This window comes from Streptomyces adustus (assembly GCF_009377175.1).
Lineage (GTDB): Bacteria > Actinomycetota > Actinomycetes > Streptomycetales > Streptomycetaceae > Streptomyces > Streptomyces adustus.
Map to the genome: position 1 here is coordinate 1 of NZ_VJZD01000167.1, position 21,583 is coordinate 21,583.

At 72.6% G+C, this 21,583-nt stretch carries 25 protein-coding genes; 10 read left to right on the forward strand and 15 right to left on the reverse strand.

Features of this window, described 5'->3' with window-relative positions:
• Positions 1-236 precede the first annotated feature (236 nt).
• Together FNH09_RS31375 and lnt are read left to right on the forward strand one after the other, a co-directional pair.
• On the forward strand, positions 237-734 hold the full coding sequence (locus tag FNH09_RS31375; protein ID WP_152893293.1) for a nuclear transport factor 2 family protein: 498 nt from the start codon (positions 237-239) through the stop codon (positions 732-734).
• Positions 735-919: 185 nt separating this feature from the next.
• Positions 920-2,494 (forward strand): apolipoprotein N-acyltransferase, encoded by a 1,575-nt coding sequence (lnt, locus tag FNH09_RS31380; RefSeq protein ID WP_152893294.1) that lies wholly within the window; start codon positions 920-922, stop codon positions 2,492-2,494.
• On the opposite strand, the gene FNH09_RS31385 is transcribed toward lnt, so the two are convergent.
• Positions 2,412-3,323: a Gfo/Idh/MocA family oxidoreductase gene (locus FNH09_RS31385; protein ID WP_162469363.1), complete on the reverse strand. Its 912-nt coding sequence runs from the start codon at positions 3,321-3,323 to the stop codon at positions 2,412-2,414. The genes lnt and FNH09_RS31385 overlap by 83 nt on opposite strands.
• Before the next feature lie 104 nt (positions 3,324-3,427).
• On the opposite strand from FNH09_RS31385, the gene FNH09_RS31390 reads away from it, so the two are divergent.
• Positions 3,428-3,940: a DinB family protein gene (locus FNH09_RS31390; RefSeq protein ID WP_152893296.1), complete on the forward strand. Its 513-nt coding sequence runs from the start codon at positions 3,428-3,430 to the stop codon at positions 3,938-3,940.
• Positions 3,941-4,052: 112 nt separating this feature from the next.
• Positions 4,053-4,520: a hypothetical protein gene (locus FNH09_RS31395; protein WP_162469364.1), complete on the forward strand. Its 468-nt coding sequence runs from the start codon at positions 4,053-4,055 to the stop codon at positions 4,518-4,520.
• A gap of 64 nt (positions 4,521-4,584) precedes the next feature.
• Here FNH09_RS31395 and FNH09_RS31400 read toward each other — a convergent pair whose 3' ends face one another.
• From FNH09_RS31400 to FNH09_RS31430, 7 genes are all read right to left on the reverse strand, one after another.
• A complete protein-coding gene (locus FNH09_RS31400; protein WP_162469365.1) occupies positions 4,585-5,106 on the reverse strand; it encodes a hypothetical protein in 522 nt (173 codons plus the stop codon).
• 131 nt (positions 5,107-5,237) lie between these two features.
• A complete protein-coding gene (gene ung, locus FNH09_RS31405; RefSeq protein WP_162469366.1) occupies positions 5,238-5,921 on the reverse strand; it encodes a uracil-DNA glycosylase in 684 nt (227 codons plus the stop codon).
• Between the two features lie 81 nt (positions 5,922-6,002).
• Positions 6,003-7,580, reverse strand: a complete 1,578-nt coding sequence (locus FNH09_RS31410) for an ABC transporter substrate-binding protein (protein ID WP_162469367.1) — start codon at positions 7,578-7,580, stop codon at positions 6,003-6,005.
• A gap of 227 nt (positions 7,581-7,807) precedes the next feature.
• Positions 7,808-8,560: an SDR family oxidoreductase gene (locus FNH09_RS31415; protein ID WP_152893298.1), complete on the reverse strand. Its 753-nt coding sequence runs from the start codon at positions 8,558-8,560 to the stop codon at positions 7,808-7,810.
• A gap of 12 nt (positions 8,561-8,572) precedes the next feature.
• Positions 8,573-9,334: a 3-oxoacyl-ACP reductase FabG gene (gene fabG, locus FNH09_RS31420; protein ID WP_152893299.1), complete on the reverse strand. Its 762-nt coding sequence runs from the start codon at positions 9,332-9,334 to the stop codon at positions 8,573-8,575.
• Between the two features lie 136 nt (positions 9,335-9,470).
• Positions 9,471-9,854 carry a DUF3037 domain-containing protein gene (locus tag FNH09_RS31425; RefSeq protein WP_162469368.1) on the reverse strand — a complete coding sequence of 128 codons (384 nt, stop codon included), beginning with the start codon at positions 9,852-9,854 and terminating at the stop codon, positions 9,471-9,473.
• A complete protein-coding gene (locus FNH09_RS31430) occupies positions 9,851-10,606 on the reverse strand; it encodes a HipA family kinase (RefSeq protein ID WP_152893300.1) in 756 nt (251 codons plus the stop codon). The genes FNH09_RS31425 and FNH09_RS31430 overlap by 4 nt, the downstream gene beginning before the upstream one ends.
• 188 nt (positions 10,607-10,794) lie before the next feature.
• Here FNH09_RS31430 and FNH09_RS31435 point away from each other — a divergent pair, with 188 nt between their 5' ends.
• Positions 10,795-11,229, forward strand: coding sequence for a Rieske (2Fe-2S) protein (locus FNH09_RS31435; RefSeq protein WP_152893301.1), 435 nt, complete (start codon positions 10,795-10,797; stop codon positions 11,227-11,229).
• 6 nt (positions 11,230-11,235) lie between these two features.
• On the opposite strand, the gene FNH09_RS31440 is transcribed toward FNH09_RS31435, so the two are convergent.
• Positions 11,236-11,886: an isochorismatase family protein gene (locus FNH09_RS31440; RefSeq protein WP_162469369.1), complete on the reverse strand. Its 651-nt coding sequence runs from the start codon at positions 11,884-11,886 to the stop codon at positions 11,236-11,238.
• A gap of 165 nt (positions 11,887-12,051) precedes the next feature.
• Here FNH09_RS31440 and FNH09_RS31445 point away from each other — a divergent pair, with 165 nt between their 5' ends.
• Positions 12,052-12,519: a pyridoxamine 5'-phosphate oxidase family protein gene (locus FNH09_RS31445; protein WP_152893302.1), complete on the forward strand. Its 468-nt coding sequence runs from the start codon at positions 12,052-12,054 to the stop codon at positions 12,517-12,519.
• Positions 12,520-12,682: 163 nt separating this feature from the next.
• Here the strand turns inward: FNH09_RS31445 and FNH09_RS31450 are convergent, their stop codons facing one another.
• Positions 12,683-13,585, reverse strand: a complete 903-nt coding sequence (locus FNH09_RS31450) for a LysR family transcriptional regulator (protein WP_152893303.1) — start codon at positions 13,583-13,585, stop codon at positions 12,683-12,685.
• Between the two features lie 74 nt (positions 13,586-13,659).
• On the opposite strand from FNH09_RS31450, the gene FNH09_RS31455 reads away from it, so the two are divergent.
• Positions 13,660-14,598: a DMT family transporter gene (locus FNH09_RS31455; RefSeq protein WP_202919785.1), complete on the forward strand. Its 939-nt coding sequence runs from the start codon at positions 13,660-13,662 to the stop codon at positions 14,596-14,598.
• Positions 14,599-14,759: 161 nt separating this feature from the next.
• On the opposite strand, the gene FNH09_RS31460 is transcribed toward FNH09_RS31455, so the two are convergent.
• Entirely contained in the window at positions 14,760-16,091 is a 1,332-nt protein-coding gene (locus FNH09_RS31460; RefSeq protein WP_162469370.1) for an aminotransferase class I/II-fold pyridoxal phosphate-dependent enzyme, read from the reverse strand.
• A gap of 35 nt (positions 16,092-16,126) precedes the next feature.
• Between FNH09_RS31460 and FNH09_RS31465 the strand changes: the two genes are divergently transcribed.
• Both FNH09_RS31465 and FNH09_RS31470 read left to right on the forward strand, forming a co-directional pair.
• The gene (locus tag FNH09_RS31465) at positions 16,127-16,810 is read left to right on the forward strand and encodes a pyridoxamine 5'-phosphate oxidase family protein (RefSeq protein ID WP_152893317.1); all 684 of its coding nucleotides are present in this window, start codon (positions 16,127-16,129) and stop codon (positions 16,808-16,810) included.
• On the forward strand, positions 16,810-17,442 hold the full coding sequence (locus FNH09_RS31470) for an FMN-binding negative transcriptional regulator (RefSeq protein WP_152893305.1): 633 nt from the start codon (positions 16,810-16,812) through the stop codon (positions 17,440-17,442). Before FNH09_RS31465 ends, FNH09_RS31470 begins: the two co-directional genes overlap by 1 nt.
• 104 nt (positions 17,443-17,546) lie before the next feature.
• Here FNH09_RS31470 and FNH09_RS31475 read toward each other — a convergent pair whose 3' ends face one another.
• The 3 genes from FNH09_RS31475 to FNH09_RS31485 form a co-directional block, all read right to left on the reverse strand.
• Complete coding sequence (locus FNH09_RS31475) at positions 17,547-18,497, reverse strand: DMT family transporter (RefSeq protein WP_152893306.1); 951 nt, start codon at positions 18,495-18,497, stop codon at positions 17,547-17,549.
• A gap of 94 nt (positions 18,498-18,591) precedes the next feature.
• Positions 18,592-19,596 (reverse strand): EamA family transporter, encoded by a 1,005-nt coding sequence (locus tag FNH09_RS31480; RefSeq protein WP_162469372.1) that lies wholly within the window; start codon positions 19,594-19,596, stop codon positions 18,592-18,594.
• Between the two features lie 146 nt (positions 19,597-19,742).
• Positions 19,743-20,336, reverse strand: coding sequence for a peptidase (locus FNH09_RS31485; protein WP_162469371.1), 594 nt, complete (start codon positions 20,334-20,336; stop codon positions 19,743-19,745).
• A 291-nt stretch (positions 20,337-20,627) separates the two neighbouring features.
• Here FNH09_RS31485 and FNH09_RS31490 point away from each other — a divergent pair, with 291 nt between their 5' ends.
• On the forward strand, positions 20,628-21,056 hold the full coding sequence (locus FNH09_RS31490) for a type II toxin-antitoxin system Rv0910 family toxin (protein WP_152893309.1): 429 nt from the start codon (positions 20,628-20,630) through the stop codon (positions 21,054-21,056).
• Positions 21,057-21,131: 75 nt separating this feature from the next.
• On the opposite strand, the gene FNH09_RS31495 is transcribed toward FNH09_RS31490, so the two are convergent.
• The coding region (locus tag FNH09_RS31495) for a PadR family transcriptional regulator (RefSeq protein WP_152893310.1) at positions 21,132-21,583 on the reverse strand (452 nt) is incomplete at its 5' end.

Genomic DNA, 21,583 nt, shown 5'->3' on the forward strand with positions numbered 1-21,583 from the left:
TCCCCGTACTCGGCGCCGCCCGCCCCGGCCGAGCCCGTCGCCCCGGCCGAGCGCGTCGCTTCGTCATCCGTCGTCGTCACGCCGCACAGGATGCCTGTTCCCATCCGATCCGGCGCGTGAATTCCCTCCGCGTGACCGCTGCCCGACGATCACGCCGGGCTCCCGCCCGCGCGTGCGGCACCGAATGTCACCGCACGCCCCTTGGCGCGGCTCGTGCCATGCCCAACACTGAGCCGATGACGCAGCGTGTGGAGCTCGCGACCGTGATGGACCGGCTGGCGGTGGACGGACTGGTCACCGACTACGCGGTGGCGGTGGACGACGGCGACTGGGCGGCCTACCGGGCACTGTTCACCCCCGACGGACGCGCCGACTACCGCTCGGCCGGCGGGATCGAGGGCGACGCCCGGACGGTGGCCGGCTGGCTCGCCGACAGCATGCGGCTGTTCGCCATGCGGCAGCATCTGATCGTCAACCGCCGGGTGAGCTTCGGGATCCTGGAGCAGGACACCGGGGACACCGCCCGTGTCCAGGCCGACTACGTCAACCCCATGCGCTTCGCCGGTCCCGGCGGCGACGCCGGAGCACCGGACTTCGTGTGCGGCGGCCGCTACGCCTTCGGGCTGCTGCGGACGTACGACGGCTGGCGGCTGCGCGAGGTGGTCGTGGAGGAGAAGTGGCGCCGCCTCCCTGGCCGGCCGACCGACCCCGCCGACCGTGACCACGCCGGCTGAGCCGAGGCACCCTGTCGCTCTCCCCTCCCCGGCGCGCACACTGGAACCGTCCCCGGAGACGGAGCGGGAGTGAGCCTGTTGTCACAGCCCGAGCCCAGCCCAACGCCCCGGCCGCCGGGTGTCGACACCGGCCCCGAGCTGCCCGAAGCGCTGCCGACCCCCGCAGCCGGACGGCGAGGCCGACGATGAGGACGCCCGAGCGGTGGCTCGTCTCCCCGTGGCGCCGTGGGACGCTCTCGGCGCTCGCCGGGGCCCTGCCCGTGCTCGCGTTCCCCGCCCCCTCCCTCTGGTGGTTCGCCTACGTCGCCTTGGTCCCGTGGATCCTGCTGGCGCGGGACGCGCCGAGCGGGCGGCGCGCGGCGTACGACGGCTGGTGCGGCGGTTTCGGGTTCATGCTGGCCATGCACCACTGGCTGCTGCCGAACCTGCATGTGTTCCTGCTGGTCCTCGCCGTGCTGCTGGGTGCGCTGTGGGCGCCGTGGGCCTGGCTGGTGCGGCGGTTCCTGGCCGAGGCGCCCTCGGGCGGCCGGGTCCTGGCCGCCCTGGTGGTGCTGCCCTCGGGCTGGCTGGCGATCGAGCTGGTGCGCTCCTGGCAGGGGCTGGGCGGGCCGTGGGGCATGCTCGGCGCCAGCCAGTGGCAGGTGACGGCGGCCCTGCGGCTGGCGTCGGTCGGCGGGGTGTGGCTGCTCAGCTTCCTGGTGGTGGCCGTGAACATCGCGTTCGCCGTCCTCGCCGCGGTCCCGCGGGCCCGAATACCGGCCGTGGCCGGTCTCGTCGCGACGGCCGCGACCGCCTCGGCCGCCTGGGTGTGGTCACCGCGCCCCGAGACGGACTCCCGGGTGCGGATCGCCGTCGTCCAGCCCGGGGTGGTCGGCGGCCCCGACAGCGGCGACCGCCGCTTCGCCCGGGAGGAGCAGCTGACGCGTGAACTGGCGGGCCAGGACGTCGATCTGATCGTCTGGGGCGAGAGCAGCGTCGGCTTCGACCTCGGCCACCGCCCCGACCTGGCCCGGCGGATCGCCGCGCTCTCCCGGGAGACCGGCGCGGACGTCCTGGTCAACGTGGACGCGCGCCGCTCCGACCGGCCCGGCATCTACAAGAGCTCGATCCTCGTGGGCCCGCACGGCCCGACCGGCGAACGCTACGACAAGATGCGACTCGTCCCCTTCGGCGAGTACATCCCGGCCCGCTCCGTGCTGGGCTGGGCGACCTCGGTCGGCAGGGCGGCCGGCGAGGACCGCAGGCGCGGCACCGAGCAGGTGGTGATGAACGCCGGGCACGGGCTGCGCATCGGCCCGCTGGTCTGCTTCGAGACCGCGTTCCCCGATATGACCCGGCATCTCGCCGAGGACGGCGCCGACGTCCTGGTCGGCCAGTCCTCGACGTCGACGTTCCAGCGGAGCTGGGCTCCCGAACAGCACGCCTCGCTGGCGGCGCTGCGCGCGGCGGAGACCGGCCGGCCGATGGTGCACGCCACGCTGACCGGGGTCTCCGCCGTGTACGGGCCGAGCGGGGAACGGATCGGTCCATGGCTGGGGACGGACGCGAGCGCGACACGCGTGTACGAGGTGCCGCTGGCTACCGGCGTCACCCCGTACGTCCGGTTCGGCGACTGGCCGGCCCAGGTGTCGCTGCTGGTGCTGGCGGCGCTGTGCCTGACCGAGGGCGCGCGGGCGGTCAGGCTGCGCCGGGGCTCTCCAGTACCGCACGCACCACGCGCTCGCACAGTTCATGAGTCGCCAGCGCATCCCGGGCACTGAGCACCCTGCCCGCCCGTACCGCGTCGAGAAAGGCCAGCACGGCCTGCTCGATGCCACGCTGCCGGGCCACCGGAACCCAGTCGCCGCGGCGGCGCAGGGTGGGCTGGCCCCGGTGGTCGACGGTCTCGGCGAGATTGATCACCTGTCGCTTGGAGTCCTGGCCGGAGACCTCCAGGATCTCCTCGGCGGAGCCGCTGAGCCGGTTCATCACGCCCAGCGCGGTGAAGCCGTCCCCGGCGAGCTGGAGCACGACGTGGTGCAGCAGGCCGTCGCGCACACGGGCCCGGACGCTCACGTCGTCTACCGTGCCCGGCACCAGGAAGCGCAGGGTGTCCACGACGTGGATGAAGTCGTCGAGGATCATCGTGCGGGGCTTCTCCGGCAGCCCGATGCGGTTCTTCTGCATCAGGATGAGCTCACGCGGGTGCTCCGCGCACTGGGTGTAGCCCGGGGCGTGGCGCCGGTTGAAGCCGACGGCGAGTGACACCCCGTGCTGCTCGGCGAGCGCCACGAGCCGCTCGGAGTCGGCGAGTTCGTAGGCGAGCGGCTTGTCGACGTAGGTCGGTACGCCCGCTTCGAGCAGCCGGGTGACGATCTCGGGGTGCGCGGTGGTGGGCGCGTGCACGAACGCGGCGTCGAGGCCCTGGGCGAGCAGGGAGTCGAGGTCCCGGTGGCGCTGGGGGCCGGGCACCCGCAGGCTGTCGGCGACCCGGTCGAGGGTGGCGGGGGTCCGGGTCTGGAGGTGCAGTTCGATCCCGGGCTGGACCCCGAGCACCGGCAGATACGCCTTCTGCGCGATGTCACCGAGTCCGATGCAGCCGACCTTCACGAGGGCTCCTTGTCTGCTTGTCCGCGCCTGCCTGCACGGCAGCATACGCAGGGCCCGGCCGAAAACCCCTGGTGGACCGGGACGGGTCGGGCCAGCATGAGGGCATGACGACCGAGCGCAGGGAACCGGCCCAGAACGCCGACGAACGCACGATGCTGGAGGGCTGGCTGGACTACCACCGGCAGACGCTCGCCGTGAAGTGCCAGGACCTGACCGACGAGCAGCTCAGGACCGCCTCCGTGCCGCCGTCCGAGCTGTCCCTGATGGGTCTCGTGCGGCACATGGCCGAGGTGGAACGCAACTGGTTCCGCCGGGTGCTGACGGGCGACGACCCCGGGCCGATCCATTACAGCAAGGAGGATCCGGACGGCGAGTTCCATCTCACCGAGGCGGACACCTGGCAGGACGCCCACGACGGCTGGCAGACCGAGATCGGGATCGCCCGGCGCAACGCGGCCGGCTTCGGTCTCGACGAGCTCTCCGCGGGGCGCAGCAGGCACAGCGGCGAGCCGTTCAGCCTCCGCTGGATCTACACGCACATGATCGAGGAGTACGCGCGTCACAACGGTCACGCCGATCTGATCCGTGAGCGCATCGACGGCGTCACGGGCGACTGACGTCAGCCCGGGCGGGTCCGAACCCCTCGTAGGGGGTGCGGGATCACCCGTGCGGGGCAACCTCCGGTCGTCCGCCGTGCCTGACGGAGCCCGAGCCAGCAGAGTTGCGCGGGTGCATCGAACGACGACCCTCGCGACGCTCCTGGTCACCGTGGCCGTGTCGGGGCTCACCGGCTGTGTGACGGTCCAGCGTCCGCCCGCGGCCGGCCCTTCGGCGGCGGCGCCCGCGTCCACACCCGAGTCCCGGGCGGACGGCGACCCGCAGTCCCAGGTGGTGCAGGCGCCGGCCCGGGAGGCGCTGGAGCGCGTAGGGCCGCGGCAACGGTCGCAGTCGTCGGCCCCGGCGCCACGGCAGGCGGCTCCGCGTAGCCTCGCACCGGCCCGGCGGGCGCAGCCGGACGCCGTGCCCCGGCCGCCGCGTCCGCAGTCCCGCCGGCCTCACCAGCCGCGGATCGAGATCCCGGACGTGTCGGGGACGGTGCGCGGCAACCCGGACCTGTGCGCCCTCGGCAGGACGTACGGGGGCTGGCGGGCGGGCAGCCCGGAGTCGGCGATCTGCGAGCAGACATACGGGCGTTGAGGCATCGACGCGCCGCTCCGAGTACGGCGACGGCGCCCCGGGCACGGCGAGGCCCCCGGGCTTCTCAGGGGCGCTGTCGGGGCGGGCCCCAGGTCCCCTCGCCGGAGCCGTCCCCCTCCCCCAGTCTCAGTTCCAGCCGGCTGATCGCCGCCCGGATCCCGTCCCCGTAGCTGTCGTCGCCCAGGGCCCCGGCGGCCCCGCGGGCCCGGCGGACATGGCTGCGGGCGGCCTCGCTGCGGCCGAGCTTCGCATAGTCCGCCGCGAGGTTCAGGTGCAGTGACGGATACAGCGCCCGCACGGCGGCCACCTGGTCGTGTCCCGCGCATCGCCCGTCCGTGAGTTCCTCCGCTGCGGTCAACGCGCGCAGGTCCCAGGCGAGTTCCGCATCGGGGTCGTCCTGGGTGTCGGCGAGGTAGTGGGCCAGGGTGCAGCGGTGCAGCGGGGCGCCGTGTTCGCCGATCTCCGTCCACAGCTCCAGCAACCGGCTGCGGGCCTCCTCTCGGTCGCCCGCGTGATGCAGCATCACGACCTGCCCGATCCGCGTCAGCACGGCATCGGATGCCGTCTGCCCCTGTCGCTCCGTCACCGCGTCCTCCGCGTGCTCGTCGGCGTCCCCACCGGTCGCTGCCGGTCCTCGACCGACGCTAACCGCAGGGACCGGTGATCCGGGGCAGGCGGCACCGGGCCGGCCGGTGAAGGGACCGGCCCGGCGGCGGATCAGCCCAGGTTCGGCACGGTCCAGTCGATGGGCTCGTGCCCCTGCGCCGCCACGGCCTCGTTGATCTGCGTGAACGGACGGGAGCCGAAGAACTTCTTGGCCGACAGCGGCGAGGGGTGAGCGCCCTTGACCACCACGTGCCGGGTCTCGTCGATCAGCGGGAGCTTCTTCTGGGCGTAGTTGCCCCACAGGACGAAGACCGCCGGGTCGGGCCGGTCGGCCACGGCGCGGATCACCGCGTCCGTGAACTTCTCCCAGCCCTTGCCCTTGTGCGAGTTCGCCTCGCCGGAACGGACGGTGAGCACCGCGTTGAGCAGCAGCACGCCCTGCTGGGCCCACGGCATCAGATAGCCGTTGTCCGGGACGGGCGCGCCCAGTTCCTCGTGCATCTCCTTGTAGATGTTGCGCAGGGACGGCGGGACCTTCACCCCGGGGCGGACCGAGAAGCACAGGCCGTGGCCCTGGCCCTCGCCGTGGTACGGATCCTGGCCGAGGATCAGCACCTTGACCCGGTCGTACGGCGTGGCGTCGAGCGCGGCGAACACCTCCTCGCGCGGAGGGTAGACGGGCCCCTTCGCCCGCTCGTCCTCGACGAACTCCGTCAGCTCCTTGAAGTAGGGCTGCTGGAGTTCGTCGCCCAGGACGCCGCGCCAGGACTCGGGCAGCATGGCGGTGTCGGTCACGTCGATGTCCTTATGTCGTACGGTCGCTTGCAGGCTTCAGAACCTACAGGCGTCCACTGACAATCGGACCGGCGAACGGCTCTACCAGCTGGTCTTGCGGGACAGTTCCCACATCATCATGATCGTCGAGGGGTCCAGCGAACGCTCCCCGCCGGAGATGTCCACGCTCTCGGCCACGTACTGCTTGCCCTGCCACAGCGGCAGCAGCCGGGCGTCGTCGACGAGGACCTGCTGGGCGTCCTCGAAGTCCTTGATCACGGCGCCGCGGTCGCTCTGCCGGCGGGAGTGGGCCAGCGCATCGGCGATCTTCGGCTCCGGGTAGGGCGTGCCGAGGGCGTTCTGCTTGCCCACGAAGGGCGCGATGAAGTTGTCCGCGTCGGGGAAGTCGGGGAACCAGCCGCGCCCGAACACCGGGTACTCGCCCTTCTGGTAGCCCTCGACGTACGTCTTCCAGGGCCGGCTCTTGAGCGTCACGGTGAACAGGCCCGTGGTCTCCAACTGGCGCTTGAGCTCACGGAACTGAAGGGCCGTCTCGGAGCCGTAGCGGTCGGTGGTGTACCAGAGGGTGAGGGGGACGGGCGTGGTGATGCCCGCGCGGGTCAGCAGTGCCCGGGCCTTGGCGGTGCTCGGGTCGCCGAAGTCGTCGAAGAAGCCGGTGGTGTGCCCGGTCAGACCCTTGGGGACCATGGAGTACAGCGGGTCCACGGTGTCCTTGTAGATCTTGTGGGCGATCGCCGAGCGGTCGACGACCTGGGCGATGGCCTTGCGCACGGCGAGCTTGCCGGCCCACTTGTCCTTCGGGTTGAACACCAGGTAGCTGATGTCGGTGCCGGCGCCCTCGACGAGCTGGAGCTCGCTCCCGTCGTCCTTGCGCTCCAGGCCGATGATGTCGGCGGCGGCGAGACCCCGGTAGGTCACGTCGATGTCGTGGTCGCGCAGGGCCTTGACCATGGTGGCCGAGTCCTGGAAGTAGCGGATCGTCACCGCGTCGTTCTTGATGTCGGCGAAGCCCTTGTAGTTCCCGTTCCTGACGAGGGCGGCCTTCTTGCCCTCGTCGTAGGACTGGAGCCGGTAGGGCCCGGAGCCGTAGACCTTGCCGTCCTTGCGGAGGGAGTCGGCCGGGTAGTCGTCGGGGTCGACGATGGACATGGCCGGGGTGGCGAGGACGAACGGGAAGGTCGCGTCGGCCTGGTTGAGGTGGAAGACGATCTCTCGGTCGCCCAGCACCTGCACCCGGTCCAGGCTGCCCAGCAGTCCCGCCGGCCCGCTGGCCGCGTTGATCTTCCTGATCCGGTCGATGGAGTACTTGACCGCGGCGGCGTCGAGCACGTCACCGTCGGAGAACTTCATGTCCGCACGCAGCTTGCACCGGTACTTGGTGTTGCTGTCATCGGTGAAGTCGCAGCTCTCGGCGGCGTCCGGCTGGGGCGTCGTCGCGCCGTTCGGATACGCCAACAGCGTCTGGTAGATGTTGCGGAACAGCTCCCAGGAGCCGTCCCAGGAGGCGGCGGGATCCAGTGTGCTGGGGGCGCTGGTCGTCCCCACCACGATCGCGCCCTTCCCCGCGGAGTCGGTTGCCGAGAAGTAGCTGCATCCAGTCACCAGGGATATGGATGCGATCGCCGCAACCTGGCGCAGGCTTCGCTTCCGGTTGAACACGCGCACGCTCCTCGATCTGGCATACCAAGGGTCGGCAGACCATACCGCAGAGTGACGGGAGTTGAACCAGCTTCTTACGGGGCCCGAGATCAACCTGTGTTCAACGGAGTTGGCAAAGGCCTGTAGGTCTCCTGTACGACGAAACGGGCGCCGTTTCCGTCAAGTCCCGTATGGATCCGGCAGGATCCGCAGGGGAGGAAACAGCGCCCGTCCCGGATGCGCGCAGGTCAGCCGACGCCCGCGTTGAGGAAGATGCCGCCGTCGACGACGAGGGTCTGGCCCGTGATCCAGTCGGACTGCGTCGAGGTCAGGAACGCGGCGGTGCCACCGATGTCCGAGGGCACGCCGAGCCGGCCGAGCGGGTAGGACGCGGCCGCCTCCGCCTCCCGGCCCTCGTACAGGGCCTGGGCGAACTTGGTCTTCACCACGGCCGGGGCGATGGCGTTGACCCGGACCTTCGGCGCGTACTCGTGCGCCAGCTGCTGGGTCAGGTTGATCATCGCGGCCTTGCTGACGCCGTAGGCGCCGATGAAGGGCGAGGCCGAAAGGCCCGCGACGGAGGCGATGTTGACGATCGCGCCGCCGTTGTCCTTCTGCCAGGCGTGCCAGGTGCGCTGCGCGAAGCCGAGCGCCGAGATCACGTTGGTCTCGAACACCTTGCGCGCGACATCGAGGTCGAGGTCGGCGATCGGCCCGAACACCGGGTTCGTACCGGCGTTGTTGACCAGGAAGTCGACGCGGCCGAAGGCCTCCATGGTGCGCTCGACGGCGGCGGCCTGGTGCTCCACGTCGTGGGCCTTGCCCGCCACGCCGATGACCCGGTCGGCGCCGAGCGCGTCGACGGCCTCCTTCAGGGCCTCCTCGTTGCGGCCGGTGATGCAGACCCGGTCGCCACGGGCGACCAGCGCCTCGGCGACGCCGTAGCCGATGCCGCGGCTGGCGCCCGTGACCAGGGCGACCTTGCCGGAGAGTTCAGTCATGTTCGCTGGTCCTTAGTCGAGCGGGCCGCCGGCCACGTACAGCACCTGGCCGGAGACGAAGCCGGCGGCCTCGTTCGTGAAGAAGGCGATGGCGTTGGCGATGTCCTCGGGCTCGCCGACGCGCTGCACCGGGATCTGGGTGGCGGCCGCGGCCTTGAAGTCGTCGAAGCCCATGCCGACGCGGTCCGCGGTGGCCTTGGTCATCTCGGTGGCGATGAAGCCGGGGGCGACGGCGTTGGCGGTGATGCCGAACTTGCCGAGCTCGATGGCCAGGGTCTTGGTGAAGCCCTGGAGACCGGCCTTGGCGGCGGAGTAGTTGGCCTGGCCGCGGTTGCCGAGGGCGGAGGACGAGGAGAGGTTGACGACCCGGCCGAAGCCCGCGTCCACCATGTGCTTCTGGACCGCCTTGGTCATCAGGAACGAGCCGCGCAGGTGCACGTTCAGGACGGTGTCCCAGTCGGTGGCGGTCATCTTGAACAGCAGGTTGTCGCGGAGCACACCGGCGTTGTTGACCAGGATGGTCGGGGCGCCGAGCTCCTCCACGACACGCGCGATCGCGGCCTCGACCTGCGCCTCGTCGGAGACGTCCGCGCCGATCGCCACGGCCCTGCCGCCCGCCGCGGTGATCTTCTCGACGGTGTCCTTGCAGGCGGCCTCGTCGAGGTCGATCACGGCGACCGCGCGGCCTTCGGCGGCCAGCCGTACGGCGGTGGCGGCGCCGATGCCGCGCGCCGCGCCGGTGACTACGGCGACCCGCTGCTCAGTGGTGGACATTGCTGGTTCTCCTCGCGCTTGAGTGCGGCTCCCACGGTACGCCCCTGAGGTGAGCGACCGCTTAGTACCTTCAGCAGACGTGACGCTAGAAGCCCTGGCACGCGGTGTCAACGGCACACCGCGGGCGTGTGATCCATTACCTGACGAGCAGCTCCAGCAACCGCTCTGTCTCGGCCGCGGGATCGCCGGTCAGACCGGTGTGCACGGGGCCCGGCTGGACGACCGTGGAACGCGGCGCGATCAGCCAGCGAAAGCGCCGGCCGGCGTCGTCGCCCGCGGCCTGCCCGGCCGCCGTGCCTCCGGCACACACGCCCTCGACCGCGCGCAGCGCGGCCCGTACGGCGTCGACGTCCACGGCCGGGTCCAGTGCCAGCAGCCTGCGCTCGTCGAGGTGCGTACGCACGCCTACGAAGGATGCGGCCCGGCAGTAGACGAGGACTCCGGCGTTGATGCACTCGCCGCGCTCCACGCGGGGCACCACTCGCAGCACCGCGTACTCGAAGACGTTCCGCTCGCTCACTGTCCCCCCTGGATGCGTTCGTGGATGGCGCCCGCGCGCGCGAGCAGGGGCCGTGCGTAGGCCCGCCGGAGCTCCTCCGGCGTGTCGAAGCCCGGCTCGTCCGTCAGCCACACGTCCGGGATCGCGGCGGTGACCTCGGCGAGCAGTTCCTCGGTGACCAGGGGCGCCAGTTCGGCGGCGGCCGCGGCGACATCCGGCCCGAACGGCCTGAGCGCGTGGTCGCCGATGTCGTACGGGCGGGCCGCGGAGGCTTCGGCGCCGCGCCAGTTGTGGTGCCAGATCATGGTGGCACCATGGTCGATGAGCCACAGTTCGCCCCGCCACATCAGCAGGTTGGGATTGCGCCAGGAGCGGTCGACGTTGTTGACGAGCGCGTCGAACCAGACGATCCGCCCGGCCTCCTCCGGGCTCACCGGGAAGGCGAGCGGGTCGAAGCCGACGGCGCCGGAGAGGAAGTCCATGCCGAGGTTGGTCCCGCCGCTGGACTTGAGCAGCTCCTGCACCTCCTGGTCGGGTTCGCCGAGTCCGAGCACCGGGTCCAGTTCGAGCGTCACCAGGCCGGGGACACGCAGGCCTAGCCGGCGGGCGAGTTCCGCGCACACGACCTCGGCGACCAGCGTCTTGCGGCCCTGTCCCGCGCCGGTGAACTTCATGACGTACGTCCCGAGGTCGTCGGCCTCGACGAGTCCCGGCAGCGAGCCGCCCTCGCGCAGCGGCGTGATGTAGCGGGTCGCGATGACTTCCTTGAGCATCGCCCCAGGTTACTGGGGTGCCGGGGCGTGACCACGCCGACCGCTCCCGGCGGCCGCCCGTCGCGGCGTCGGCCCGGCACCGCGTCCGGCGCGTCCGGGGGAAAGCGGGTCCGCCCGGATGAACGGCGCGTCCGCCCCGGCCGTACTGAAGTGCAGATCAGGTGAGATCCAGGGAAGGGAATGTCAGCATGACCAGCGAATCGCTTCAGCCCCTGACCGGCCCCAGTCGCCGCACCGTCGTGGCGACCGTCGGAGCGGCAGGGATCGCCGTCGCGCTGACCGCGTGCGGGTCGCAGGACTCGGGCGACAAGGACACCTCCGGTGCCGGTGCCGCGGGCACGGTCATCGGGAAGACCTCGGACATCCCGGAGGGCGGCGGCAAGATCTTCACGGAGCCGGGCGTGGTGGTGACCCAGCCGACGGCGGGCACGTTCAAGGCGTTCTCCACGAAGTGCACGCACAAGGGGTGTCCGGTGACCAGCGTCGCGAACGGCGTGATCGTCTGCCCGTGCCACCACAGCGAGTTCTCCATCGAGGACGGCAGTGTGAAGCGGGTCCCGGCGACGCAGCCGCTGCCGGCCGTGGAGATCACCGTGTCCGGTGACGAGATCAAGCTGGCCTGAGCACGGTCACCCGCGTGCGGCCCACCGCGGCCGCAGCAGGGCGCCGAGCACCTCGTCGGTGGTCACCAGGGTCGCCACCAGGGCGAGTGTGTGACGGATCATCATGGGGGTGTACGCGGCGGGCACTCCCGCGATGGCGTCCGTCGGCACGACGGCGGTGTAGCCGCGGTTGACCGCGTCGAAGACGGCGTTGGGGATCGCCACGTTGGCGGAGACACCGGTGACGACCAGGGTGCGGCAGCCGAGATTGCGCAGCAGCGGGTCGACATCGGTGCCCTGGAGGGGCGACAGCCCGTGCAGGCGCCGTACGACGAGGTCGCACTCCGCGACCTCGATCGGCGGCGCCACGCGCACCGCCGTGGTGCCGGTCAACTGCTGGACGGGCAGGCGTTCGGCGGCACGGAAGAGGCGGGCGTTGCGGTTGGCGCCGCGCCCGTCCGGACGGCGTTCGGCGAGGGCGTGGATCACCTGGATCCCGCTGCTGTGCGCGGCGGCGACCAGCCGGGCGACGTTGGCGAGGGCACCGGACGAGCGTGCCTCGCGGGCGAGTTCGGGCAGCGCGCTGTCGGGACCCACGACGCCCTGCTGGCATTCCACGGTGAGCAGCACCGTGCTCACCGGGTCGAGGAGGTGGACGAGCTGTTCTGACGACGGCACGGCACGTCCTTTCTCTTCCCCGGCACGGACCGGCGGGGCGTGACACTAGCCACCATTGCGCGACGACGGAAGACGTTCCATTCTTTTCTGACGTGATGTCAGAGGATCTCCCCGCTCGGGGAGGACGGCCCTCTGGCACGACGTGGGACAAGAAGAGGGGGCCGCATGACCGCCACTCAGCGCCGGGGCCGCAAGATCATGATGACACCGGGGGAACTGGACGAGTTCCTCACGACCCAGCGCACCTGCCGGGTCGCCACTGTGTCGGCCGACGGCGCACCGCACGTCAGCACGCTGTGGTTCGCCTGGGACGGCACCTCGATGTGGCTGTACTCGGTGGTGCGCAGCAAGCGCTGGATCCATCTGCGTCACGATCCCCGGGTGGCGATCGTGGTCGACACGGGCGAGGCGTACGACGAGCTGCGCGGCGTCGAGCTGTCGGGGACCGTGGACTTCGTGGGCGAGAGCCCGCGCACCGGGGAGCTGCGGGCCGAACTCGACGTCCCCGAGACGCTGTTCGCCCGCAAGAACTTCGGGCTGGAGGAGATGCCGCACGACGGCCGGCACGCCTGGGTGCGGCTGACCCCCGAGAAGATCGTGTCCTGGGACTTCCGCAAACTCGGTGGCGCGTAGGCGCGTTCGCCTGGCGCGCTCGGCCGACGCGCTCGATCGGCGCGCTCGATCGGCGCGCTCGGCCCGATGCGCTCAATCGGCTTGCTCAGCCGCTGCGTTCGGCCGACGAGTTCAATCGGCTTGCTCAGCCGACGTGTTCGGCCGACGCGTTCGATCGGCTTGCTCAGCCGACCTGTTCCGCGGCCGTTCGCAGCGCCCGTACCGCCGCCCGGATCGACGGGCGGCGGTCGGCGTCCGTGCGCCAGACGGCGTAGACGTGCCGGCTCACCGGCTGGGTGAGCGGGACGGTGACGACCCCGGGCGGCATCGGGCTGCGGCCGAGCAGGGGCGCGATGCACACGCCCAGTCCGGCCGCGACCAGGACGAGCTGGGTGTGCGTCTCGCCGGCCCGGTGGCCGACGGTCGGTTCGATACCTTGCGAACGCAGGGTGTACATCAGCCACTCGTGGCAGAACTCGCCCTCGCCCCAGGTGATCCACTCGTCCTCGGCGAACTCCGCGAGGTCCACCGTGTCCCGTCCGGCGAGCGGATGGCCGGCCGGCAGGGCGACGTCCGCGGGGTCGTCGAGGATGGGCGCCTTGGTCAGTCCCTCGGGCAGCGGGATCGACTTGTTGTACCAGTCGAGCACCACCGCGAGGTCGAGGTCGCCGCGCATCACGGCGGTGATCGCGGCCTCCGGTTCCAGCTCGCACGAGCGCACCCGCAGTGCCGGGTGCTCGGCGCGCAGGGCGGAGAGCGCGGTGGGGAACAGTCCGCGTGCGGCGGTCGGGAAGGCCGACAGCCTGAGTTCGCCCACCACCTGTCCGCGCTGCGCCTCCAGGTCGGACTGGGCGAGCTGCACCTGCGACAGGATGCGGGCCGCGTGTTCGGCGAGCAGCCGGCCCGCGTCCGTCAGCCGTACGCCCCGGCCGTGCCGGGCCAGCAGCCGCTGTCCGACCTCCCGCTCCAGCTTGGCCAGCTGCTGCGAGACGGCGGACGTGGTGATGTGCAGCCCTTCGGCCGCGCCGCTGACCGAGCCGTGCCGGGCGAGGGCGTCGAGCGTGCGCAGCCGCTCCAGGTTCAACATGTAAGCGATACTACGAGATAACGCTTGCGAATTCTCGATTGTGCTACGACGTCGACTCCCTCATCGTTGCCTGCATGAGCACCGTCACCGTCAGCCGTGAGCCCCTTCGAGCCACCGCCCCCGCCCCCCGTCCGCGCCGCGTCCGGGACTGGCGCCTGCGCTTCGCGGCCCTCTCCCTGATCTGGGGGTTCAGCTTCCTGCTGATCAAGGTGGGCACCGACGGGTACGCCCCCTTCCAGGTCACGCTCGGCCGGCTGGTGTTCGGCACCGTGGTGCTCGCGGCGGCCATGGCCGTCAAGGGCGAACGACTGCCGCGCGGTCGGCGGACCTGGGCACATCTGGCGGTCGCCGCCTTCCTGCTCAACGCGCTGCCCTTCTCCCTCTTCGCCTACGCGGAGCTGACGATCCCGTCCACGCTGGCGGGCATCTGCAACGCCACCTCGCCGCTGTGGGGCATGGCCCTGTCCCTGGTCGCGCTCTCCGAGGACCGGCCGACCCGGCTGCGGGTCGCCGGGCTCGGCCTGGGCTTCCTCGGCGTGCTGACCGTGCTCGGCGCCTGGCAGGGCTTCCACGGCCTGGACGCCAGGGGCACCGCGCTGGCGCTGCTGGCCTCGCTCTGCTACCCGGTCGGCTGGATCCACGTCCGTCGCACGCTGGCCGGCTCGGGTGTCTCCCACCTGTCCCTGACCGGCGCCCAGCTGCTGCTGGCCACCGTCCAACTGGCCGTCGTCACACCACTGTTCACCACGCTGCCGACACACTTCGCGCTGCTGCCCCTGCTGGCGATCGCCGCCCTGGGCGCGTTCGGCACCGGGTTCGCGGTCCTCGTCCAGCACGGCCTGGTCGCCGAGGTCGGGCCGACCACCGCCCAGATGGTCACGTACTTCATCCCGGTCATCGCCACGGCCGCGGGCGTCGCGGTCCTCGGCGAGCCGCTGGCCTGGACCACCCCGGTCGGCGCGGTCGTCGTCCTGGCAGGCGCGGCACTGACCCAGGCCCGCGGCCGGTCCTAGAACGGGGGACGCGCGGGACACGGACTGGCGGACGGGGAGCCGGGGGGACGCGGGGCCTGGAGCCTCGGGACGGCGAACGGGGGCCGGGGCCCTCGGGTGGATGCCCGGCGTGACGCACGGGTCCCCGATGTCACACCGGGCGCCCGCGCGTCGGCGGGTGTTCAGACATGGTGGCGGGCCGGAGCCGGGCCCACCGCCGCGGCGACCGCGTCCGCGAGCGGCCCGGTCTCGTGCGCGGCCAGGGTCGAGACGGTGATCCGGATGCCGGGGGGCGCGCCCAGCCGGAACCGGGCGCCGGGCGCGACCGCCCAGCCGGCGTGCAGCAGCCGGGCGACCGCGCCGGTCTCGTCCGGAACCGGGATCCAGACGTTCATCCCGCTGCGCCCGTACGCCTCGATCCCCCGGTCGGCGAGCGCGCCGATCAGCGCGTCCCGCCGCCGCCCGTACGCCGCCGCGACCGCGGGCGCGTCCACCGCGCCGTCGGTCCACAGCCGCAGCACGGCCCGCTGGACGAGCCGGCTGACCCAGCCGGGACCGAGCCGCTGCCGTCCGCTGACCCGGTCGAGGGTGACGGCGTCCCCGGTGAGCACCGCGAGCCTGAGGTCGGGGCCGTAGGCCTTGGCGACCGAGCGGACGAAGGCCCAGTTGCGGGTGGTACCGGCGAGCGGGTGCAGGGGAAGGTCGACGATGCGGTGCCCGTGGTCGTCCTCGATCAGGAGGGTGTCGGGGTACTCGCGCAGCACGGCCCGCAGGGCGCGCGCCCGGGTGGCGCTCACCGCGGCACCCGTGGGGTTCTGCGCCCGGTCCGTGACGATCAGGGCGCGTGCCCCGGCGTCCAGGGCCCGGCGCACGGCGTCCGGGACCGGCCCCTCGTCGTCGACGGCGACGGCCGCCGTCCGCAGGCCGAGGGCCGGCACCAGGTCGAGCAGGCTGCCCCAGCCCGGGTCCTCGACGGCGACCGTGTCGCCGGGCTTGAGGTGCGCGGCGAGCACCCGCTCCACCGCGTCCAGCGAGCCGGAGGCGACGGCGACCGGGCCGTCCGGCACCCCGTCGGCGTCCAGATCGGCCCGCGCGGCCCGCGCCAGCCCGGGCTCCACGGGATCCGAGCCGTACAGCACCGGATCCCGGTCGCCCTGCGCGGCGGCCGCGCCGAACGCCGGGGCGAGCGGCGGCAGCAGCGCCGGGTCCGGGTTGCCGTCGGCCAGGTCGCGCACGCCCTCCGGGACCTCCACCCGGATCTGTTCCCGTCCGGTGGTGGCCGGTTTGGCCCGCACCCGGCTGCCCCGTCGCCCGGCGGTCTCGATCACCCCGCGCTCGCGCAGGGTGCGGTAGGCGGCCGCGACGGTGTTCGGGTTCACCCCAAGCTTCTCCGCCAACTCCCGCATGGGCGGCAACAGTTCACCGGGGCGCAACGCGCCGTCGCTCACCGCGCGCTCGACGCTGGCCGAAATCTCCGCCGCACGCCGTCCTTGGATCGGATATTCTCCTAGCACAAAGCCAATTATGCACTAGTGCAATGGAGAACGCCATGCAGGGGACCCGGCAGACACCGTCGCGGCCAGCCGCCTACCAGCCGACCGACCGCACGGTCCCCACCCGCTCCGCGGAACGGGCCTCGTACGACCCGGAGGTCGTGCACGCGATACTCGACGAGGGCTACGTCTGCCACCTCGGCTTCGTCCGCGACGGCGCGCCGGTGGTGCTGCCCACGCTCTACGCGCGGGTCGGCGAGCGGCTGTACGTGCACGGCTCCACGGGCTCGCGTCCGCTGCGGATGACGGGGCAGGCCGACCCGGGGCTGCCGGTCTGCCTGACGGTCACCCATGTCGACGCCCTGATCCTGGCCCGCTCGGCGTTCCACCACTCGATCAACTACCGCTCGGTGGTGGTGCACGGCACCGCCCACGACGTGACCGACCCCGAGGAGAAGCGGCTGGCCCTGGACGCCCTCGTCGACCAGGTCGTGGCGGGCCGCGCGGCCGACTCCCGGCCCGCGAACAAGAAGGAACTGGCCGCCACCGCCGTGATCCGCCTGGACCTCGACGAGGTCTCCGCCAAGCTGCGCACCGGCGGGGTGAACGACGAGCCCGAGGACCTCGGCCTCCCGCACTGGGCCGGTGTGGTGCCGCTGCGCAAGGGCTACGACGCTCCGCTCGCCGATCCCGCCCTGGCCCCCGGCACCGCGGTCCCCGACTACCTCGCGGGGCTGTGATGCTGGTCCACCCGTGGGACGAGCCGCGCGACGACGCCGAGTGGCAGGGCTGGCTGGCGACACACGACTTCGGCCAGCTCGTGGTGAACGGTCTGCCCGGCGAGCCCCCGCACGTCCAGCCCCTGCACTTCGCCTACGACCCCGGCCGCGGCGAGGCCGTCACCCACCTGGCCCGTCCCAACCCGCTGTGGGAGGCGCTGGAGACGGACCCCCAGGTGGTGCTGAGCGTCGTCGACGACTACGTCTTCGTTCCCGGCCCCTGGCAGGCGGCGCCGGACGGCCCCGCCGAGCACGGCACGCCGACGAGCTTCTACGCGGCCGTCCAGCTCCGCTGCACGGCCCACGTCGTGGACGATCCGGCCGACAAGGCAGACCTGCTGACCCGGCAGATGGGCCACTTCCAGCCCGAGGGCGGCTCCGCGCCGGTGGCGGTCGGCGCGGAGCCGTACGGCCGGCTGCTGCCCGGTATCCGCGGGATCCGGCTGGAGGTGACGGGCGTACGGGCGAAGTTCAAGTACGCGGGCAAGCACACCGGCGCGGTCCGGGAGCGGATCGCGACCCGGCTCGCGGACCGCGACGGTCCCGGCGACGCGGCGGCCCTCGCCCACCTGCTGCGCAGAGGGACGGACTGACAGGGGCCCTGTCGACGGGCGGCCGCCCGCCCCGACAGGACCTGCGCCCAGCGCCGGTCGCGCACCCCGCAGGCCGTGACCGTGCGCGCCGGTCGCGCGCCCCCTCAGGCCGTGGCCGGCGCCGTGGCGCCCCGGGTCTCCGCCAGGGCCAGCCCGGTGACCGAGCCCAGCATCAGCAGGGTGCCGACCACGGTCGCGGGGGTGAGGCGTTCGCCGAGCAGGGCGACGGCGAGGACCGCCGCGCCGACCGGCTCCAGGAGCATGATCACGGACACCGTCGCGGAGCGCACGACGGCCGCGCCCGCGAAGTACAGGGCGTACGCGAGGGCCGTGGGGACGGCCGCGATGTACGCCACCAGCCACAGGGTCCGCAGCGGTTCGGCGGTGTGCGGGACCAGCCCCTGGGCCAGCGCGAACGGCAGCAGGCACAGGCCGGCCACCGCGAACGCGCCCATCGACGTACCGGCGGCGTCCACTCCGCCGTCGCGGCCCCACCAGCGGGTGCACAGGGTCATCGTGCTGTAGCCGGCGGCCGAGGCCAGCGCCAGGAGCACACCCGCCGGACGTACGGTCGTGTCGCCGCCCCAGGCCACGAGCACGGCGAGCCCGACGAGCGCGCCCGCGACGGCGGCGAGTCCGGCGCGGCCGAGCCGCTCCCCCATGGTCAGCCGCGCGCCGAGCGCGATGAGGACCGGACCGGCGCCCAGGGTGACGACCGTGGCGACGGCGAGACCGGTCGCGGAGACGGCCGCGAAGTACGTGGTCTGGAAGACCGCGAGCCCCAGCCCGGTGGCCCCGGCGCGCAGCGCCTTGTGCCGCAGTGGCAGGGCCGCGGCCGCGGCGGTGCGGGCGGGCCGCCGCGGGCGCAGCCGACGGGCGGCGAGCAGCAGGGCGAGCCCGGCGGCGCAGCGCCAGAAGGACAGGGAAACGGCGCCCAGGTCACTGGAGCGATAGACCAGTGAGGCGGCCGCGCCGGCCGTGCCCCAGGCGAAACCGGCGACGATCAGGTAGAGCAGGCCTCGCCCGACGGGCAGACCGGAAACAGCTGTGGACATGCGTTCTCTCCGCAGACGCGCAACGACAGTGGGCCCGGCTCAGCAGGCGGCCGGGGGCGGGAGGACGAGTGGGTCCGAAGGCATGGTCCGCACCTCATGCCACCGGTTCGCGGACAGCGAGTTCGCGTTCGGGCAGGCCGCCCGCCACCGGCTCCGCCGCGCCCTTGGCGGGCGTCGACGACTGCGCGATGAACGCGCCCACCAGGACCAGCGCGCCGCCCGCCAGTTGCGGGGCGGAGAGGTGCTCACCGAGCAGCACCCAGGCCAGGACGGTCGCGATGACGGCTTCCAGACAGGCCACCACACCGGCGACCTGCGGGGAGAGACGGCGCACTGACAGGACTCCGGTGATGTACGCGACCACCGTGGCGACGAGCACGATCCAGGCCAGCAGCACCCAGGCCGCGACCGGGGTGCCGTCCATCCGCGCGGTGTGCGTGAGCACGGACCAGTCCATGGTCCAGGGCCGGGCGACCACGGTCAGCACGGCGGCGCCGCCGAGGAGCCCGTAGGCGATCACGCCGAGCGGGTCGGGGGCGTCGTCCGCGGAGTCGCTGCCCTGGTCGGCCAGGACGAAGTAGCCGACCTGGCAGCAGGCGGCGCCGAGCGCGAGCAGCAGTCCGAGCGCGTCGAAGCTCAGCCCCGACCACACCTCGACGACGCAGGCCAGGCCACCGGCCGCGAGGACCACGCCGACCGCTGCGGCGCGGGTCACCGGCCGCCGCTGCACGAACCGTACCCAGCCGAGCACCAGGGCGGGCGCGAGGTACTCGACCAGCAGCGCGACCCCGACGGGTATCCGGGAGAGCGCGGCGAAGTAGCAGGCCTGGACGCCGGCCACGGCGAGCAGCCCGAACCCGGCGAGCAGCGCGGGGCGGCGGCGCACCAGGGCGCGGTGGCGCACCGCCAGCGGCACCATCACCAGGGCCGCTCCGGCGACCCTGAGCCACACCACGTGAAGCGGGTCGAGGCCTGCCTCGATCAACGGCTTGGCCGCGACCCCGGATCCGCCGAAGGCCAGCGCCGAGGCGATCGCGAGCCCCAGCCCGGCGCCCTTGCCGTGGCCGGTCGGACTGCTGTCTGTCATATGCACCGGCACATGATGACAGGCGGCGACATGAGCGTCACCCCCCATGACACCTGTCTCACCGTCTGGACGCGCACCGTGGCCCGCGCCCGGCGCCCGGCACCTCGCACCCCGCACCCGCACCCGCACCCGCACCCGCACCGAGTGGGCACCCACCGTCAGCGGCCCTCCTCGGCACCTCCGTGACGCGTCGCGCCTCCGCGGTTCTCCGGGCCGCCGTCGATGCGGGCAGTGATCTCGCGCGGGTCGAGCCCGGCGCGGACCAGCACCTCCACGGCCCGGGCCCGAGGGTCGACGACGATCGCCGCGAGGAGGTCGACGCAGCGGGGCGGCTCGCCGCCGCGCGTCCTGGCGCGGGTCCAGGCGTGCTCCATGGCGCCCGCGGCCAGCGGCGAGAGCCCCTCGACCACCGCCCGCGGCATCGCCGGCCGGGGCGGCCCGGAGTCCTCGGCCCCCTCCTGCCAACGCAGGCCGTATCCGATGCTGCGCTGGACGAGATAGGCGAGCAGCCGGGCGAGCCGCGGCCCCTCGCCGAAGACGGCGCGCGCCTCGGGGTCGCACTCCAGCACCGAGTGCAGCAGATGGGCGGTGTCGATGTGGCGGTCCCCGCCCCGCAGGGCCCTGCGCCGGGCACCGGCGACCACCGCCGCGAGCTCGGCACCGAGCCCGGCCTCGTCACCGGCGCGGCCGTCCCGGTCGCCGACGCGGACGGCCTGGTCGCCGGTGGACTGCCGGGGAATTCGGGGTTGCACAGGTCCCAGCTCATCAGCCCCGGCGGATCCGGGCATCCCCGGCGCGAAGCATCTTCGCGTCCCACGCAGAGTGGACGAGGCGGGCCGGAATCTCCTCCCCAGGGATGAGATCACGCCGTTCGCCCCACAGAGCGCGCGCCGCCTTGCCGCGTCCGCCCGAGGGAACCCGCCCGACGGAACTCGCCCGACGGAGCCCGGCTCCACACTTCCTGACGGTTCATCAGTATTGAATGTTCGGAGCCCAGGGACTACGTTCCGCGACACCACAGCCCGACACGAAGAGGTGGTCGCATGGCCGAAGTCAGCGCGGAGGCACGTATCCCGGCCTCCGCGGAGAAGGTGTGGGCCCAGCTCACGGACTGGTCCGCCTACGGCGAGTGGAACGCGACCCACACGAGCTTCCCCAAGGGCGGGCCCGAGACGCTCGAAGTGGGCGCCACGTTCCAGGAGAACATGAAGCTCATGGGCTTCCCCGCGGAGGTCGAGTGGACCGTCGAGGAACTGGAACCGACCCGCGTCCTCGCCATCCGCGGCAAGGGGCCGATGGCGGTGACGGTCGCCACGCGCTACACGCTCACCCCCGACGGCGACGCCACCACACTCCGCATGGACGGCGAGTTCACGGGTGCCGCCGTCTCGCTGATGGCGGGCAAGCTCAAGGACTCGGCGACGGCGGCGCTCGACGAGTCGTTGCGCAAGCTGACCGGGCTGGTGAGCTGAGGACACACGCGCACGGGCGCCCGGCGGAGCGGTCCGCGGGGCGTCCGGGTCGTCGTCCTGCCGCCCGCACCGCCGTCAGTGCTCGTCGGCGAGGATCAGATAGAGCTTCTTGCGGGCGTCGTTGATCACCGCGAGCGCCTTCTCGCGCTGCTCCTTGCTGCCGGTCTTCCAGACCTGCCCGAAGGCTTCCATCAGGCCGAAGCCGGCCTGGCGGATCTCGCTGAGAGCCTCCCAGTCGACGCCGCGCGAGGCCTCCTCCCAGGGCGCGTCGGCGCCCTCCTCGGCGGCCGTGCGGCCCTGCTCGGTGAGCGCGAACAGCTTCTTGCCGCCCTCGGTCTCACTGATGATCAGGCCTTCGTCCTCCAGCAGCTGGAGGGTCGGGTACACCGAGCCGGGGCTGGGCTTCCACGCCCCGCCGCTACGCTCGGCGATCTCCTGGATCATCTCGTAGCCGTGCATGGGCCGGTCCTTGAGCAGGGCCAGGATGGATGCCCGTACGTCACCTCGCCGCGCCCTCCCCCTGGGCC

Excerpts from the sequence above, each read along its gene's own strand:
- FNH09_RS31455 (WP_202919785.1), top strand. The coding sequence starts at position 13,660 with ATGAGCACCGTCACCGTCAGCCGTGAGCCCCTTCGAGCCACCGCCCCC.
- lnt (WP_152893294.1), top strand. The coding sequence starts at position 920 with ATGAGGACGCCCGAGCGGTGGCTCGTCTCCCCGTGGCGCCGTGGGACG.
- FNH09_RS31415 (WP_152893298.1), bottom strand. The coding sequence starts at position 8,560 with ATGACTGAACTCTCCGGCAAGGTCGCCCTGGTCACGGGCGCCAGCCGC.
- FNH09_RS31465 (WP_152893317.1), top strand. The coding sequence starts at position 16,127 with ATGCAGGGGACCCGGCAGACACCGTCGCGGCCAGCCGCCTACCAGCCG.
- FNH09_RS31475 (WP_152893306.1), bottom strand. The coding sequence starts at position 18,497 with ATGTCCACAGCTGTTTCCGGTCTGCCCGTCGGGCGAGGCCTGCTCTAC.
- FNH09_RS31450 (WP_152893303.1), bottom strand. The coding sequence starts at position 13,585 with ATGTTGAACCTGGAGCGGCTGCGCACGCTCGACGCCCTCGCCCGGCAC.
- FNH09_RS31470 (WP_152893305.1), top strand. The coding sequence starts at position 16,810 with ATGCTGGTCCACCCGTGGGACGAGCCGCGCGACGACGCCGAGTGGCAG.
- FNH09_RS31435 (WP_152893301.1), top strand. The coding sequence starts at position 10,795 with ATGACCAGCGAATCGCTTCAGCCCCTGACCGGCCCCAGTCGCCGCACC.
- FNH09_RS31490 (WP_152893309.1), top strand. The coding sequence starts at position 20,628 with ATGGCCGAAGTCAGCGCGGAGGCACGTATCCCGGCCTCCGCGGAGAAG.
- FNH09_RS31445 (WP_152893302.1), top strand. The coding sequence starts at position 12,052 with ATGACCGCCACTCAGCGCCGGGGCCGCAAGATCATGATGACACCGGGG.
- FNH09_RS31430 (WP_152893300.1), bottom strand. The coding sequence starts at position 10,606 with ATGCTCAAGGAAGTCATCGCGACCCGCTACATCACGCCGCTGCGCGAG.
- FNH09_RS31375 (WP_152893293.1), top strand. The coding sequence starts at position 237 with ATGACGCAGCGTGTGGAGCTCGCGACCGTGATGGACCGGCTGGCGGTG.
- FNH09_RS31390 (WP_152893296.1), top strand. The coding sequence starts at position 3,428 with ATGACGACCGAGCGCAGGGAACCGGCCCAGAACGCCGACGAACGCACG.
- fabG (WP_152893299.1), bottom strand. The coding sequence starts at position 9,334 with ATGTCCACCACTGAGCAGCGGGTCGCCGTAGTCACCGGCGCGGCGCGC.